Raw genomic sequence first — 16,109 nt, 5'->3', positions numbered from 1 at the left:
ACAGAGAGTGAAGCACGCGTCACTGACAACGCGCCAGTGGCTTCTTCCCGCACGCCCGAAATCGCCGAGGAGACACGCCCGTGACCGACTTCCACACCAACCCGGCAAGCGACAAGGCTCTCAGACACCGCCTCGGCATCAGCCGGCGCCGCTTCCTCAACACCTGCACCGCCGTCGGCGCGGGAGCCGTCGCCGCGCCCGTGTTCGGCGCGACGCCCTCCTTCGCCCGAAGCGGCGGCGACCAGTCCGCCCGCGGCGGCCACGGTCACGGCAGCGCGCTCGTGCCCGCCGCCAAGCGCGGCATCATCCTCTACACCGTCCGCGACGCCACCGGCCGCGACCCGCTGTCCAGCGATCTGCCCTCCGGTTTCCGCGAGGTGTTCAAGGAGCTGGCGCGCTACGGCTACCGGCAGGTCGAGTTCGCGGGCTACGGCCAGCACGTCAACGCCCCCGGTGGCGCCAACCTCGAAACGGTCGCGGGCGCCAAGCTGCTGCGCTCCTGGCTCGACGAGTACGGCCTGCGCGCACGGGGCAACCACGGCTTCATCCCGGCCAGCTGGCCGTTCAACCAGGGAGACCTCGACACGTTCAAGCGGCACCTCGAGATCGCGAACATCCTCGGCATGGACCACATGGGGACCGGCGGGGACCCCACCAACGGTTCGTACAAGGCGGACTGGGACGTCGCCGCCGACAAGTGGAACGCCCTCGGCGAGATCGCGCGCCGCGCGGGCATCAAGGTCTACACCCACAACCACGACGCGGCGTACGGCTTCCTGCTCGACGGCGGGCCCCTCGACGGGCAGGGCCGTCCGACCCGCAGCTCCGGCATCCGCAAGCTGGAGTACTTCCTGAAGGCCACCGACCCGAGGAACGTGTGGCTGGAGATGGACATCTTCTGGGCGCACGTGGCGCAGTACAAGTTCCACACGTACACCGCGCACGACGGATCGCAGCGCGAGAGCGTCTTCGATCCGGCCGCCCTGGTCCGCCGCAACACCAAGCGCTATCCGCTCTTCCACGCCAAGGACGGCACCCGTAACGACACGAACGGCCAGGGCTACGACATGGTGCCGTTCGGGGAGGGCGTCATCGACTACCGGAGGTTCTTCACGCGCGTGGGCGCGAAGAACTACCACAACCCCATGGTCGAGCAGGACAACGCACCCGGCACCGACCTCGGCCAGTCCCTGAAGTACGCGAAGATCGGATACGACAACATCGCGGCGCTGCGCACGAAGCGCTGAGTCGCGCCGGACGCTCAGCGCCGACTGTCCCCCGTGGACGCGCATGGAGCCGACCGTCCCCCGTGGACGCGCATGGAGAGGGGCCCGGCCGCCGACGCGGTCGGGCCCCTCTCCGTAGAGGTGCCTTTCGGGCAGGGGCAACGTTCGCTACGCGGTCGCCGCCTTCTCCGTCTTCCTGACCGCCTCACGCCCCGGCTGCCGCAGCAGCAGGGCGAACGCCGCCGCCACCATGGACACCCCGCCCGCCAGCGCGTACGCGCCGTTGTAGCCCCACGCGGCGACCACCATCGAGCCCAGGCCGCCGCCGAACAGGCCGCTGACGAGCTTGCCGCTGTAGACGAGCCCGTAGTTGGTGGCGTTGTAGTTCTCCCCGAAGTAGTCCGGGGTGAGCGCCGCGAACATCGGGTAGAAAGCGCCGCCGCCGAAGCCCGAGAGGAACGCGAACACCAGGAACAGCCACTCGCTGCGGATGGTGCCCGCCCAGATCACGCCGAACTGGGCGAGGCCGAGCACGACGATCACGAACACCAGGCTGAGCTTGCGGCCCCAGATGTCCGACAGCCAGCCCACGACGGCGCGGCCGACGCCGTTGATGACCGCCATGACGCCCATCGACGACGCCGCGACCAGCGGCCCGAAGCCGACCTCCTTGGCGAAGGCCACCTGGAAGGAGATGCCGAAGATCGACACCCCGGCCGTCAGCACCAGGCTCAGCCACATGATCGGCAGCATCCCCGTCCTGATGGCCTCCTTGGGAGTGAACTGCCGCACCGCGGGCGGGTTCTTGGCGAGGCTCCGCGCGCTCTTGCCGGAGCCGGACGTCGCGAGCGGGTCGATGTCGGCAGGCCACCAGTTCTTCGGCGGATCCTTGAAGAAGAACGCGCAGACCAGCACCACGACCAGGATGTATACGCCGATCATGTCGAGCACGCGGTGATAGTTGGACGTGTCGAAGGCGTAGTTGAAGATGAAGATGAACGGCAACGACCCATAGGCGAAGCCGCCGTTGACGAAACCTGTCCTGCCGCCTTTGCGCTCCGGATACCACTTGCCGACCATGTTGATGCAGGTCGAATAGATGAGGCCGGAGCCGAGGCCGCCGATGACGCCGAATCCGATGATGGCCAGCCACACATTGCTGAGGTGGGACAACGCCAGGAATCCGAACAGACACAGGAAGGAACCGACGGTCATGGCCCGTCTGGCGGTCATGATTCCCTTCTCCCGCAGCCATCCGGCCGGGAAGGCGATGCCCGCCTGGAAGAACACCCAGACGCTCAGGATCCAGAAGGTGTTGGACTGCGACCAGCCGTGCGCGCTGGAGAGCGTGTCCTCCGCCGAGCCGAAGGCGTACTCGGAGACGCTGATGGCCATCATCGCGACCCATGGCAGATACACCATGAACTTACGGGAATGGCCGAGGATGTCGCGGTCCGTCTCGCCGACGCGATAGACGCGGCCGTTCTCGTCGGTTATCTCGCTGTACCGGCGATCGCTCGCCGACGCAGCCGTCCGAGCGGCGACAGGTTCCGCCGTCATATCAAGCCATCTCCTCACCGAGGGGTTGCGGATTGGGGCTGATTTTCCTGGGCTTCGGCCTGCCGGGTTGCGACAGGGACAGTGCGATGAAGCCGGCGAACAGGGAGATCGAACCGGCCAGGGTGAAGGCGCCGGTGTGGCCCCAGTGGTGGACCACCAGCGAACCCAGGCCGGAACCGAGCAGCCCGGAGACCAGCTTTGAGCTGTAGACCAGGCCGTAGTTGGAGGCGTTGTTGTTCTCTCCGAAGTAGTCGGCCGTCATGGCGGCGAACATCGGGAAGATGGCACCGCCGCCGAATCCGGAGATGCTGGAGAAGATCAGGAAGAGCGGGAGATTCTGGATTCCGGCGGACCAGAGGATGCCGTACTGCGCGAGCCCGAGGACGATACAGACGAAGATCAGGCAGCGTTTTCGTCCGTAGCGGTCCGAGAGCCAGCCGATGACGCCCCGGCCGGTTCCGTTGACGACGGCTTTCAGGGACATGGCCGTGGCGACGATGCCCCCGGCGAATCCCGCCTCCTTGCCGATGTCCACCTGGAACGCGATACCGAAGATGTTCACGCCCGAGGTGCACAGCAGACAGAACCACATCAGGGCGACCCGGCCGGTCCGCCAGGCCTCCTTCGGCGTGTACTGCCGCACGGCCGGCGGGTTCATCCGCAGGGCACGCCGGGCCCGGGGATCGTCCGGCGGACGCAGCGGGTCGATGTCGGCCGGCCACCAGTTCTTCGGCGGGTCCTGGAAGAAATGGCCCGCCGCGGCGACCATGGCCGCGAGGAGGACGCCGACGCAGACCAGTACCCAACGGAAATTAGTGAGGTCCATGTAGCCGGTGAAGAGGAAGACGAACGGCACCGATCCATAGGCGAAGCCGCCGTTGACGAATCCGGTCTTGCCGCCTTTGCGCTCCGGATACCACTTGCCGACCATGTTCACGCAGGTCGCGTACACCATGCCGGCGCCCATGCCGCTGAACATGCCGAACCCGAGATAGGCGATGACGACATGTGGCGCGAAAGCCAGGGAGAGATAGCCCAAGAGTGTGCCGAGCGCACCGAGCATCATCGCCCAGCGTGCCGGAAGCCGTCCGCTCTCGCGGAGCTTGCCCGCGGGGAAGGCCACCGCGGCCTGGAAGAACACCCAGACGCCGAGCATCCAGAAGATGTGCAGGCTGCTCCAGCCGTGCGCCGTGTGCAGGGTGTCCTCGGCGGAGGCGAACGCGTACTCGGCCGAGCTGATGCCCATCATGCCCACCCACGGCAGGATGACCATCCACTTGCGCTTGCGGCCCATGATGTCGAGGTCGGTCTCGCCGATCCGGTACACCCGGCCGCCCGCGTCCCTCACCTCCCGGTATGGGACCGCTGCGGGTATGTCGGTTGTTGTCATCTCGCTCAGCACCCCTTGCGTCGGAAAGATCCCGGCCAGCGCCCCCTGTCCCGTTTCTTCCGTGTGCGCACGGGTCCCGGGGCCGGGCGACGCGCACCGCCGGCCGGCCCCCTCCGGTCACCTCATCGACCGCCTCCCAGCAGTCCGGCCGCCCGTGCCCAGCGGTACTTCGCGCCGAGCACGGCGACCGGCTTCTCGGTCGTGTACGGGTACGCCACGACGCCCCGCTCGAAGAGGTACTGGCAGGCCTCCTCCACCTCGACATCGCCCGCCAGGGAGGCCACCACGGGCTTCTCGATGCCGCGCGCGCGGAACTCCGCCACCACACGGGCCGTCAGCTCGGCGAAGACCATCGGCGGGGTCACGATGGTGTGCCAGTAGCCGAGGACCAGCGCGTGGATGCGGGGGTCCTCCATGCCGAGCCTGATCGTCGCCTCGTACGTGGACGGAGGCTCGCCGCCCGTGATGTCCACGGGGTTGCCGGAGGCCCCGAACGGCGGGATGAACGCCTTGAAGGCCGTGTCCAGGTCCTCGGGGATGTCCATCAGCCGCAGACCGTTGTCGCTCACGGCGTCGGAGAGCAGCACGCCCGAGCCGCCCGCGCCCGTGATGACGACGATGTCGTCCCCCTTGGGGGTGGGCAGGACCGGCAACGCGCGCGCGTACTCCAGCATTTCGTTGAGCCCGGGGGCCCGGATGACCCCCGCCTGCTTGAGGACGTCGTCGTACACGGCGTCGTCGCCCGCCAGGGCGCCCGTGTGCGATCCGGCGGCCTTCGCGCCCGCCGCGGTGCGTCCGGCCTTCAGGACCACGACCGGCTTCTTCGGGACGGTCGCCCGCGCGGCCTCCACGAAGGCGCGACCGTCCTTGAGGTCCTCCAAGTGCATCGCTATGCACTGGGTGTGGGGGTCCTCGCCGAACCACGTCAGCAGGTCGTCCTCGTCCAGGTCCGACTTGTTGCCGAGCCCGACGATCGCCGAGACCCCCGTCTTCGTAGTGCGCGCGAAGCCGAGGATCGCCATGCCGATGCCGCCCGACTGACTGGTCAGGGCGACCCCGCCCTTCACGTCGTACGGGGTGCAGAACGTGGCGCACAGGTCCTGCCACGTCGAGTAATAGCCGTAGATGTTGGGCCCGAGCAGGCGCACGCCGTGCCGCTCGCCGATCGCCACGATCTCGTCCTGGAGGGCGTGCTCGCCCGTCTCGGCGAACCCGGAGGGGATCAGGACCGCGTTGGGGATGCCTTTGCGCCCCACCTCCTCGAGGGCCGCGGCCACGAACGTGGCGGGGATCGCGAAGACCGCCACATCCACCTCACCGGGAACGTCCGTGACACTCTTGTACGCCTTGCGGCCCAAGATGTCATCGGCCTTGGGGTTCACCGGATGGATCTCTCCGGAGAAGCCGCCGTCGATGAGATTGCGCATCACCGAATTGCCGATCTTGCCCTGCTCGTTGGAGGCGCCGATGACGGCGACGGAGCGGGGCCGCATCAGCCGGCCCATCGAGGCGAGCATCTCCGCGCGCGTGTAGGTGCGCCGCGCCTTGGGGGCCTCTTCGGAGAGAATGATCCGGATGTCCGCTGCGACCGCGCCGTGCGGCGTGGCGATCACCGGATTGAGGTCGACCTCCGCGATCTCGGGGAAGTCCGTCACCAGTTGGGAGACGCGGCGGATCTGTTCGGCGATCGCCCACCGGTCCACCGGCTCGGCGCCCCGCACTCCGCGCAGGATCTCGGCGGCGCCGATCGAGTCGAGCATCGAGGCGGCCTCGTCGGCGTCGACGGGCGCCAGGCGGAACGTGACGTCCTTGAGGACCTCCACGAGGACACCGCCGAGCCCGAAGGCGACGACCTTTCCGAAGGTGGGGTCGGTCACGGCCCCCACGATGACCTCCTGGGCCGCGGGACCGCCCGGCAGCAGCTCCTGCACCTGGACGCCGTCGATACGGGCGTCAGGGGCGTACGCGCGGGCGTTGTCGACGATCCTGTGGAACGCCGCGCGCACGTCGGCGGAGCCCGCCACACCGACCACCACGCCGCCCGCGTCGGTCTTGTGCAGGATGTCGGGGGAGACGATCTTCATGACGACGGGTCCGTCGAAGCGCGCGGCGTGCGCGACGGCCTCGTCGACGTCGGTGGCCAGTTCCTCGCCCGGCACGGCGATTCCGTAGGCGTCCGCGATCACCTTGCCCTCGGGCGCGGTCAGCGACGTACGCCCCTCGGCGCGCACCGATTCGAGGAAGGCGCGCACCCTCAGCAGGCGGTCTTCGGCCATCACTCAGATCACCCCGTTCGACTTGAGCAGGCGCACTTCCTCGTCGCCGAGGCCGAGCTCGCCGATGAACACCTCTGCGTTGTGCTCGCCCAGCAGCGGCGAGCTGACCACCTCGACGGGGGAGTCGGAGAGCTTCAAGGGGGAGCCGACGGTGGTGAACGTGCCGCGCTCGGGGTGCGGGACCTCGACGACCATCTCGTTGGCCACCAGCGAGGCGTCCTCGATGATCTCCCTCGTGGAGAGGATCGGGCCGCACGGGATGTCGTGGGTGTTGAGCCGCTCCAGGACGTCCCACTTGGGCAGTGTCGAGGACCACTCCTCGATGAGCTGGAACATCTTGCCGAGCTTGGGGAGCCTTGCCTCCGGAGTGGCCCAGTCGGGGTCGTCGGCGAGTTCCGGGCGCCCGATGAGCTCGGTGATCGGCTGCCAGCCCACCGGCTGCACGATGACGTACACGTAGTCGTTCGGTCCGCCCGGCGCGCACTTGACGGCCCAGCCGGGCTGTCCGCCGCCGGACGCGTTGCCCGAGCGGGGCACCTCGTCCCCGAAGTCGTCGTTGGGGTACTCCGCGAGCGGACCGTGCGCGAGCCGCTGCTGGTCGCGCAGCTTGACCCGGCACAGGTTCAGGACGGCGTGCTGCATCGCCACGTTCACGCGCTGGCCGCGGCCGGTGTTCTCCCTCTGGAAGAGGGCGGCGAGAATGCCGGCGACGGCGTGGACGCCCGTTCCGGAGTCGCCGATCTGGGCTCCCGTGGCGAGCGGCGGACCGTCCTCGAACCCGGTGGTCGACATGGATCCGCCCATCGCCTGGGCGACCACTTCGTAGGCCTTGAAGTTGGTGTAGGGGCCGTCTCCGAAGCCCTTGATCGAGGCATAGACGATGCGTGGGTTGATCTCCTGGATGCGCTCCCAGGTGAAGCCCATGCGGTCCACGGCGCCCGGTCCGAAGTTCTCCACCATCACGTCGGAGCGGCGGATCAGCTCGGTGAGGAGTTCCTTGCCGCGCTCGGTCTTGGTGTTGAGGGTGATGCTGCGCTTGTTGCAGTTGAGCATCGTGAAGTACAAGGAGTCGACGTCGGGGAGGTCGCGCAGCTGCTTGCGGGTGATGTCTCCGGAGGGGGCCTCCAGCTTCACCACGTCCGCGCCGAGCCAGGCGAGGAGCTGGGTGGCCGAGGGGCCGGACTGGACGTGCGTCATGTCGAGGACGCGAATGCCTTCAAGAGCCTTGGTCATGGCCGTCGGGCTCCTCACTTGTACATGGTCTGGTTCATGGTTCCGGGGGCGTACGCGTCCGGGTCGACCCATACGTTGATGAGCGAGGGCTTGCCGGACTCACGGGCGCGGCGCAGCGCGGGGCCGATGTCGGCGGGGTCGCGGACCTCTTCGCCGTATCCGCCCAGCATCTGGGCGAACTTGTCGTAGTGGACGTCTCCGAGGGTGTTGCCGACGCGTTCGCGCTCCGGGCCGTACTTGGCCTTCTGGCCGTAACGGATCTGGTTCATCGAGGAGTTGTTGCCGACGATCCCGACGAAGGGCAGGTCGTAGCGCACGAGGGTCTCGAAGTCCCACCCGGTCAGGCTGAAGGCACCGTCTCCGAAGAGGGCCACCACTTCCTTGTCGGGCCGCGCCTGCTTGGCGGCGAGGACGAAGGGGATGCCGACGCCGAGCGTGCCGAGCGGCCCCGGGTCCATCCAGTGGCCCGGCGACTTGGGCTGGACGACCTGCCCGGAGAAGGTGACGATGTCGCCGCCGTCGCCGATGTAGATCGAGTCTTCTGTAAGGAAGTCGTTGATCTCGCTCACCAGGCGGTACGGGTGGATGGGTGAGGCGTCGGACCTGAGGCTCGGCAGACGCTTCTCGACGGCCGTCTGCTCGGCGGCGCGCAGTTCGTCGAGCCACTCCTTGCGCTTGGCGGCCCCGCCGTTGAGGCGTCCGGACGCGGCCTCGGTGACGGACGTCAGGACGAGCCCGGCGTCACCGACGATGCCGAGGTCGATGTCCCTGTTCTTGCCGACGGTGCGGTAGTCGAGGTCGATCTGGACGACGGTGGCGTCCGGGGAGAGCCGCTTGCCGTAGCCCATGCGGAAGTCGAAGGGGGTGCCCACGATGACGATGAGGTCGGCGTTGGAGAAGGCGTAGCGCCGCGAGAGCTGGAAGTGGTGCGGGTCCCCGGGCGGCAGGGTGCCGCGGCCCGCGCCGTTCATGTAGGCGGGCACGTTGAGGGCGCGGACGAGCTCGATGGCCGCCTCGGTGCCGCGGGTCGTCCATACCTGTCCGCCCAGCAGGATCGCGGGCCTCTCGGCGTGCACGAGGAGGTCGGCGAGTTTCTCTATGGCCTCGGGGTCGCCGGCCGAGCGGGTGGACGCGCGGTACCGCCCGGCCGCGGGGACGCGGGCCGTCTCGACCGGCACCTTGGCGTCGAGCACGTCGCGGGGGATCTCCAGGAAGGACGGGCCGGGGGCGCCGTGGTAGCACTCGCGGAACGCCATCGAGACCATGTCGGCCGCGCGCGCGGTGTCGGGGACCGTCGCGGCGAACTTGGTGATCGGCGTCATCATGTCGACGTGCGGCAGGTCCTGGAGGGAGCCCATCTTGTGCTGGGTGTGGGCGCCTTGGCCGCCGATCAGCAGCATGGGGGACTCGGCACGGAAGGCGTTGGCCACGCCGGTGACGGCGTCCGTCGTGCCGGGGCCCGCCGTCACCACCGCGCAGCCCGGCTTGCCCGTGATGCGTGCGTACCCGTCCGCGGCGTGGGCGGCGACCTGTTCGTGGCGCACGTCGACGACGTCGATGCCCTCGTCGACGCAGCCGTCGTAGATGTCGATGATGTGGCCGCCGCAGAGGGTGTAGACGACGTCCACACCTTCCGCTTTGAGCGCCTTGGCGACCAGGTGTCCACCGGAGATGTGGGGTCGGCTGTTGTCGTCGGGCATGGCGAAGTCCTGTCCCTTCGTAGGGGAGTTGGAGTGCGCTCACACGCTCTCGGGGCGCCCTCGCAGTAGATTGCATACAGTCGACGAATACTGTATGAAGCTTGTTATCCCGCATCCAGTGGGTGGTGTCCAGGGGGCGTGCGGACTTTTCAGTCAGGAGCCGGAATGGACCTTTTCGAGCACCAGGCACGGCAACTCTTCGAAGAAAACGGCATCTTGGTGCCGCGCGCCGAGACCGCCGACACGGCCGAGGAGGCGCGGTTCGCCGCCGAGCGCCTCGGCGGGCGCGTCGTCGTGAAAGCCCAGGTCGAGACGGGAGGGCGCGGCAAGGCAGGCGGTGTGAAGCTCGCCGCCGACCCCGCCGCCGCCCACATCACGGCACGGCAGGTCCTCGGCATGGACATCAAGGGCCACACCGTGCGCACCGTGATGATCTCCGAACCCGTCGGCATCGAGGCCGAGTTCTACGTTTCTTACGTCCTCGACCGCGCGGCGGGCCGCTTCCTCGCCATCGCCTCCGCCGAGGGCGGCATGGAGATCGAGGAGGTGGCGGCGAGCCGACCCGAGGCGGTGGCCCGCCTGACGATCGACCCGGAGGCAGGGGTGACAGCGGCGAAGGCCGCCGAGATCGCGGCCGCCGCAGGACTCCCCGCGGCCACGGCGGACACTCTGGTCAAACTGTGGCGCGTTCTGGTCCGTGAGGATGCCCTCCTGGTGGAGGTGAACCCACTCGTACGCACCGCGCAGGGGGAGATCCTCGCCCTGGACGGCAAGATCACCCTCGACGACAACGCACGTTTCCGTCAGGCGCGTTGGGGAGCAGAACAGGAGGTCCGCGACGGCGACCTGGAAGCGACGGCCGCCGCCAAGGGCCTCAACTACGTGAAGCTCGACGGTGAGGTCGGCATCATCGGCAACGGCGCCGGGCTCGTCATGTCGACGCTCGACGTGGTCGCCGGCTGCGGCGCGCGCCCCGCCAACTTCCTCGACATCGGAGGCGGCGCCTCCGCCGAGGTCATGGCGGACGGCCTCTCCGTCGTCCTCTCCGACCCCTCGGTCAGGTCCGTCCTCGTGAACGTCTTCGGCGGCATCACCGCCTGTGACGCGGTCGCCGACGGCATCGTCCAGGCCCTGGAATCCGTCCGGTTGACCAAACCACTGGTCGTACGCCTCGACGGCAACAACGCCGCCCGCGGCCGAGCCGTCCTCGACGCCCGCGCCCACCCCCTCGTCCAGCAGGCCACCACCATGGACGGCGCCGCGCGCCGCGCCGCCGATCTCGCCCACGCGCGCTGAGGAGCCCGGACATGGCGATCCACCTCACCAAGGAGAGCAAGGTCATCGTCCAGGGCATGACCGGCGCGGTCGGCATGCTGCACACCCGTCGCATGCTCGCCGCGGGCACGGACGTCGTCGGTGGCGTCAACCCCCGCAAGGCCGGCCGCACCGTCGACTTCGACGACCGTGCCGTCCCCGTCTTCGGCTCGGTCCGCGACGCCATGGACGCGACCGGCGCCGACGTCACGGTCGTCTTCGTGCCGCCCGCCTTCACCAAGGCCGCGGTCATCGACGCGGCCGACGCCGGCATCGGTCTCGCCGTCGTCATCACCGAGGGCGTCCCCGTGCACGACTCCGTCGTGTTCCTCTCGTACGCACGACAGCGCGGCACCCGCGTCATCGGACCCAACTGCCCCGGCCTGGCGAGCCCCGGGCAGTCCAACGCGGGCATCATCCCCGCCGACATCACCAAACCCGGCCGCATCGGCCTGGTCTCCAAGTCCGGCACGCTCACCTACCAGCTCATGTACGAACTGCGCGACATCGGCTTCTCCACCTGCGTGGGCATCGGCGGCGACCCCGTCGTCGGCACCACGCACATCGACTGCCTGGCCGCCTTCGAGGACGACCCGGACACCGAACTCGTCGTCCTCATCGGTGAGATCGGCGGCGACGCGGAGGAACGCGCCGCCGCGTACATCGAGCGGTCCGTCACCAAGCCCGTCGTGGCCTACATCGCCGGGTTCACCGCGCCCGAGGGCAAGACGATGGGCCACGCCGGAGCCATCGTCTCCGGCTCATCGGGCACCGCGCAGGCGAAGAAGGCGGCGCTGGAGGCCGTCGGCGTACGCGTAGGACGCACCCCCACCGAGACGGCGCGGCTCGTCATCGAGCGCCTGGGGAAGTGACCACCGACCTCACCCTCGTCCCACCCCGATCCCGCCCCGACCGTGCACCGTGAGCGGAGACGACCACATGACATTCCCGAGCGCATCCCCGAGCGCATCCACGAGCCCACCCCCGAACGGCAGTCCCAACCGACTCGTCCTCAAGGCCGGTACCGCCTGGGCCGACGCCTGGCGGCGCTGCCTCGCCGCCGCGCCCGAAGCCTTCCGCGAGAACCGCGTCCTGAACCTGTGGAACGGCACCTGGCAGGCCGACGGCCGGGCCCTGCCCGCCACCAGCCCCGTCGACGGCACCCCGCTCGCGGGACCGCCCCGGCTCGACGCGGCCACCGCCCGCCGGGCCGTGCGCGCCGCCCTCGACCAGCACCGCGCCTGGCGGCACGTCCCCCTGCCCGAGCGCCGCGCCCGCGTCTCCGCGACGCTCGACTCCCTCACCGAGCACCGCGACCTGCTCGCGCTGCTCCTGGTCTGGGAGATCGGCAAGCCCTGGCGGCTCGCGCAGGCGGACGTCGACCGGGCCATCGACGGCGTGCGCTGGTACGTCGACGGCATCGAGGAAATGGCCGCGGGACGGGCCCCGTTGGACGGCCCCGTGTCCAACATCGCGAGTTGGAACTATCCGATGAGCGTGCTCGTTCACACCCTGCTGGTTCAGGTACTCGCGGGCAACGCCGCCATCGCCAAGACCCCGACCGACGGGGGCGTCGCCTGTCTGACCCTGGCCTGCGCCCTCGCGGCCCGCGAAGGACTGCCCGTCACCCTCGTCAGCGGCAGCGGCGGGGAGTTGTCCGAAGCTCTCGTGCGCGCGCCCGAGATCGGCTGCGTCTCCTTCGTCGGCGGCCGTGACACGGGCGCCGCGGTGGCCACGGCCGTCGCCGACCTCGGCAAGCGGCACATCCTCGAACAGGAAGGACTCAACACCTGGGGCATCTGGAACCACAGTGACTGGGACGCGCTCGCCGCGCTCGTCCCGAAGCTCTTCGACTACGGCAAGCAGCGCTGCACCGCGTACCCGCGCTTCGTCGTCCAGCGCGCCCTGTTCGACGAGTTCCTCGCCGCGTATCTGCCGGCCGTCCGTACCGTACGCGTCGGGCATCCCCTCGTGGTCGCCCACCCCGAAGACCCCTTCCCCGCGCTGGACTTCGGGCCCCTCATCAACGCGGCCAAGGCCAAGGAGCTCGCCGACCAGGTCGCCGAGGCCGTGGACCGGGGCGCCGTACCGCTGTACCGCGGCGCCGAAGAAGAGGGGCGGTTCCTGCCCGGCCAGGACACCGGCGCGTATCTCCAGCCCGTCACCCTCCTCAACCCGCCGCCGTCCTCGCCGCTGCACCACGCGGAGCCGTTCGGTCCGGTCGACACGATCGTCCTGGTCGACACGGAGGCGGAGCTGCTCGCCGCCATGAACGCGTCGAACGGCGCGCTCGTCGCGACGCTCTCCACCGACGACCCCGCGACGTACGAACGGCTCGCGCCGCAGATCCGCGCGTTCAAGGTGGGGCACGGCACACTGCGCTCGCGCGGTGACCGCGAGGAGCTCTTCGGCGGCTTCGGCGCGTCCTGGCGCGGCGCGTTCGTCGGCGGCGACCTGCTCGTGCGCGCCGTCACCCGGGGCGCGGCGGGGGAGCGGCCGCCGGGGAACTTCCCGGACTACCACCTGATGGCCTGAGGAAGGTGGGCCTGGGCGTGGCCATGGGCATGACCGTGGGCTGAGGCGATGGCCCGCGCCCCGGCGCTGCCCCGTGCCCGGTCGCGCCCGTGCCCCCGCGCTCGGCGTTGCCCCGCGCCCGGGGCGCCCCCGCCCGGCGGCGCGCCGTCGGCTGTCCTCAGCCGATGCCCTGTCGGTCCGGCAGCAGGGCGAAGGTGCGGTCCGCCGCCTCCGGTACCGAGCGCTCCACGGCCTGCGCGAGGAGTTCCCGGTGGCGGAGGAGCGGCTCGCGGCGCTCCTCGGGGGCGAGCAGCAGCAGGTCGTCGAGCCCGGCGAGCATCCGCCGGGTCACCTGGGGGTTGCCGATCGCGCACCCCCGGATCTCGGCGAAGCCCAGGTCCACCAGCGCCGTCCAGTCCGGGACCGACTGGACGAGCCGGAGGTCCCCGCGGCGGTCGCGGTGGCCGAGCGCGCCCAGCGGGTACGGCGCGATCGAGGCCAGGAACTGCACGATGCGGTCCAGGGACTGCACCGCGGTGGTCGGATCGTTCACCGCGGGGGACAGGGCGCGCAGCGCGATGTCGGACAGCTGCCGCAGACCGAACCCGAGATCCTGGTGGTAGGTGCGCTCCACCCCCACGAACACCGTGTGGCCGAGCAGCCTCCGTGACGGCGCCGCCCCGCCGTGCACCGTGTACACCGGCGTGCCCGGCACCACGAAATCCCCGATCCGGGGGATCAGGCGGAGCACGACCCCCTGGCGGCGGGCCGCCCGGACGGCCCGCGCGATGTTCACGTCCCGGAGCACGCCCGCCCTGCCCTCGTGGGTGATGCGGGCGGTCTCGGGACCGAGCTGCTCCGTGTCCACGGGCAGGTCCGTCGGCTGCTTCACGGCGACGCGGAACGACTCGCGGGCGATGCGGTCGATGACGAAGCCGATCCGCATCATGCGGACCGTCCCGTTCACGTAGGCCACGAACAGCAGCAGGCTCAGGAAGACCATCGCCATGGCGAGCAGCGACTCGATGAGCGGCACGTTCGTCAGCAGGCGGGGGTCCGGTTCGCCGTCGAACGACGTCAGGGTCATCAGGGAGAACAGGAACGTCGCCATGAAGACGGTGAGCGTGGCCTTCGTGATCCGCGACCGGACGTACAGCCGCACCACCCGGGGGCTGAACTGGCCGCTGGCCATCTGCACCGCGACCAGCGAGATGCTGAAGACGACACCGATGAAGGTCATCATCGCACTGCCGATGGTGCTGATCACCGTCTTGGCGTCGTCGGCGATCCCGGCCAGGTCCTTGATCGAGTCGTACTCCCCGGCGTCCTGGAGCGTCCTGACGATCTCCGTGTCCACGGCCGCCGCCACCCACCACAGGAGCATGGCTCCCACGAGCCCCGCCGTCGGCGCGAACCACATGGTGTCCCGCAGATGCTCACGCAGAGGAGACAGCAACCGGGGCCGGCGCACCTTCGCCTCGCCGAGCGCACCGGTCATTCCTGTAATCAACCCGTCACTCATGGTGAGACTGTAGGCGTGGTGGTGTCGGGTGCCGCGCATCCCACGGTCGACGGGCGGATACGCAGGTGAAAGGCACTCCGAAACCTTGGTATTGTTGTCCATGTCGCCACGGGGAACACCCCGCCGAGCGGCAGACACCTAGTCCGGGTGGCGGAATGGCAGACGCGCTAGCTTGAGGTGCTAGTGCCCTTTATCGGGCGTGGGGGTTCAAGTCCCCCCTCGGACACAGAGCGCGAACGGTGCCGACCAGGAATCTGGTCGGCACCGTTTTCGTATGCGCCTTCACATGGTCCCGTGCTCCCGTCCCCCTGGCCGGTGTCCGGCAGGCGTCGGCCCGCCGGACACCAGCTGGTTCCCCCGTTTCCCCCGGCTGCTTCCAGCGTGCGCCGCCGACTTTGCGGGGACCTTGAGCGGACCTTGAATGGGCCGGTCGCGGGCAGGAGCGTGTCTCCGGTCACACCTGTATCGCTTTTCGGCCTCGTGCCGCGGATCGCCCCGCGAACCGATGGCCACGGGCGAACACTCGGGAGTGCGAGGCGGTCGGAGCAGGGGGCGCAGGTGGCGCAGGTGGCGTGGTTCGCGGTGCTGGGCGACATCGAGATGCGGGTGGGCGAGGAGCGGGCCGATCTCGGCCATGCCCGGCAGCGCAGCGTCCTCGCCGCGCTGCTGGTCGACGCCAACCGCGTCGTCCCGGTGGACCGTCTCGGCGAGCGGGTGTGGGGCGAGGAGCCACCGGCGCGTTTCCGGGGCACTCTCTACAGCTATCTGTCCCGGCTCCGTTCTGTCCTCGGCGGCGCGGACGCCTCCGCGGCGGCCGCCCGTATCGACAAGGAGCCCGGCGGCTACCGGCTGGCCGTCGACGCCGCCGCCGTCGACCTGAACCTCTTCCGCGATCTCGTCGCGCGGGCCCGCGCCGCGCAGGACGACGCCATCGCGCTGGACCTGTGCGACCGGGCGCTGGCCCTGTGGCGAGGGGAGCCCTTCGCGGCCGTGGACACCCCGTGGTTCAACGCGCTGCGCGACACCGTCCAGCGGGAGCGGCTCTCCGCGGAGCTGGACCGCAACGACATCGCGCTGCGGCTCGGCGAGCACGCCCAACTCCTCGCCGCCCTCCACGGCACGGCGCGGGAACACCCGCTCGACGAGCGCCTGGCGGGGCAGTTGATGCTCGCGCTCTACCGATGCGGGCGCACCGCCGACGCCCTCGACCACTACGAGCGCACCCGCGCCCGGCTCGCCGACGACCTCGGCATCGACCCCGCCCCACCGCTGCGCCACCTGCACCAGCGCATCCTCACCGCGGACCCCTCCCTGGACCCCCGCCCGCCTGCCGCGAGAACGCCCGCGGCAGGCGGGCGGGGGTCCAGGGAGGGG

The 16,109-nt window shown here is 69.9% G+C and carries 11 protein-coding genes and 1 tRNA gene; 6 read left to right on the top strand and 6 right to left on the bottom strand.

What is annotated here, in order from left to right; translation table 11 throughout:
• The first annotated feature begins 80 nt into the window (after positions 1-80).
• Complete coding sequence (locus AOK22_RS23220) at positions 81-1,247, top strand: sugar phosphate isomerase/epimerase family protein (protein ID WP_055700637.1); 1,167 nt, start codon at positions 81-83, stop codon at positions 1,245-1,247.
• Positions 1,248-1,394: 147 nt separating this feature from the next.
• Here AOK22_RS23220 and AOK22_RS23215 read toward each other — a convergent pair whose 3' ends face one another.
• The 5 genes from AOK22_RS23215 to AOK22_RS23195 all read right to left on the bottom strand — a co-directional run bounded on the left by AOK22_RS23215 (position 1,395) and on the right by AOK22_RS23195 (position 9,385).
• Positions 1,395-2,786 (bottom strand): OFA family MFS transporter, encoded by a 1,392-nt coding sequence (locus AOK22_RS23215; protein ID WP_208606430.1) that lies wholly within the window; start codon positions 2,784-2,786, stop codon positions 1,395-1,397.
• Between the two features lies 1 nt (position 2,787).
• Positions 2,788-4,176: an OFA family MFS transporter gene (locus AOK22_RS23210; RefSeq protein WP_055700648.1), complete on the bottom strand. Its 1,389-nt coding sequence runs from the start codon at positions 4,174-4,176 to the stop codon at positions 2,788-2,790.
• A gap of 122 nt (positions 4,177-4,298) precedes the next feature.
• A complete protein-coding gene (locus tag AOK22_RS23205) occupies positions 4,299-6,452 on the bottom strand; it encodes an acetate--CoA ligase family protein (RefSeq protein ID WP_055700647.1) in 2,154 nt (717 codons plus the stop codon).
• 3 nt (positions 6,453-6,455) lie between these two features.
• Positions 6,456-7,685, bottom strand: a complete 1,230-nt coding sequence (frc, locus tag AOK22_RS23200) for a formyl-CoA transferase (protein WP_055700636.1) — start codon at positions 7,683-7,685, stop codon at positions 6,456-6,458.
• A 14-nt stretch (positions 7,686-7,699) separates the two neighbouring features.
• Entirely contained in the window at positions 7,700-9,385 is a 1,686-nt protein-coding gene (locus AOK22_RS23195) for a thiamine pyrophosphate-binding protein (RefSeq protein WP_055700635.1), read from the bottom strand.
• Between the two features lie 165 nt (positions 9,386-9,550).
• On the opposite strand from AOK22_RS23195, the gene sucC reads away from it, so the two are divergent.
• The 3 genes from sucC (at position 9,551) to AOK22_RS23180 (ending at position 13,234) form a co-directional block, all read left to right on the top strand.
• On the top strand, positions 9,551-10,681 hold the full coding sequence (gene sucC, locus AOK22_RS23190) for an ADP-forming succinate--CoA ligase subunit beta (RefSeq protein WP_055700634.1): 1,131 nt from the start codon (positions 9,551-9,553) through the stop codon (positions 10,679-10,681).
• 11 nt (positions 10,682-10,692) lie between these two features.
• A complete protein-coding gene (gene sucD / locus AOK22_RS23185) occupies positions 10,693-11,571 on the top strand; it encodes a succinate--CoA ligase subunit alpha (RefSeq protein ID WP_055700633.1) in 879 nt (292 codons plus the stop codon).
• A 67-nt stretch (positions 11,572-11,638) separates the two neighbouring features.
• A complete protein-coding gene (locus AOK22_RS23180) occupies positions 11,639-13,234 on the top strand; it encodes an aldehyde dehydrogenase family protein (protein ID WP_055700632.1) in 1,596 nt (531 codons plus the stop codon).
• Positions 13,235-13,391: 157 nt separating this feature from the next.
• Here the strand turns inward: AOK22_RS23180 and AOK22_RS23175 are convergent, their stop codons facing one another.
• Positions 13,392-14,711, bottom strand: coding sequence for a DUF2254 domain-containing protein (locus AOK22_RS23175; protein WP_055700631.1), 1,320 nt, complete (start codon positions 14,709-14,711; stop codon positions 13,392-13,394).
• Positions 14,712-14,876: 165 nt separating this feature from the next.
• Here AOK22_RS23175 and AOK22_RS23170 point away from each other — a divergent pair.
• Both AOK22_RS23170 and AOK22_RS23165 read left to right on the top strand, forming a co-directional pair.
• A tRNA-Leu gene (locus tag AOK22_RS23170) sits at positions 14,877-14,961 on the top strand.
• A gap of 332 nt (positions 14,962-15,293) precedes the next feature.
• The coding region (locus AOK22_RS23165; protein ID WP_341845599.1) for an AfsR/SARP family transcriptional regulator at positions 15,294-16,109 on the top strand (816 nt) is incomplete at its 3' end.

Source organism: Streptomyces silaceus (genome assembly GCF_001419745.1).
In the GTDB taxonomy this organism is placed as follows: domain Bacteria; phylum Actinomycetota; class Actinomycetes; order Streptomycetales; family Streptomycetaceae; genus Streptomyces; species Streptomyces silaceus.
The sequence above is the reverse complement of the archived record's forward strand: the minus strand, read 5'-3'. Positions and strand labels throughout refer to the sequence as shown.

Excerpts from the sequence above, each read along its gene's own strand:
- AOK22_RS23215 (WP_208606430.1), bottom strand. The coding sequence starts at position 2,786 with ATGACGGCGGAACCTGTCGCCGCTCGGACGGCTGCGTCGGCGAGCGAT.
- AOK22_RS23210 (WP_055700648.1), bottom strand. The coding sequence starts at position 4,176 with ATGACAACAACCGACATACCCGCAGCGGTCCCATACCGGGAGGTGAGG.
- AOK22_RS23205 (WP_055700647.1), bottom strand. The coding sequence starts at position 6,452 with ATGGCCGAAGACCGCCTGCTGAGGGTGCGCGCCTTCCTCGAATCGGTG.
- frc (WP_055700636.1), bottom strand. The coding sequence starts at position 7,685 with ATGACCAAGGCTCTTGAAGGCATTCGCGTCCTCGACATGACGCACGTC.
- AOK22_RS23195 (WP_055700635.1), bottom strand. The coding sequence starts at position 9,385 with ATGCCCGACGACAACAGCCGACCCCACATCTCCGGTGGACACCTGGTC.
- sucC (WP_055700634.1), top strand. The coding sequence starts at position 9,551 with ATGGACCTTTTCGAGCACCAGGCACGGCAACTCTTCGAAGAAAACGGC.
- sucD (WP_055700633.1), top strand. The coding sequence starts at position 10,693 with ATGGCGATCCACCTCACCAAGGAGAGCAAGGTCATCGTCCAGGGCATG.
- AOK22_RS23180 (WP_055700632.1), top strand. The coding sequence starts at position 11,639 with ATGACATTCCCGAGCGCATCCCCGAGCGCATCCACGAGCCCACCCCCG.
- AOK22_RS23175 (WP_055700631.1), bottom strand. The coding sequence starts at position 14,711 with ATGACCGGTGCGCTCGGCGAGGCGAAGGTGCGCCGGCCCCGGTTGCTG.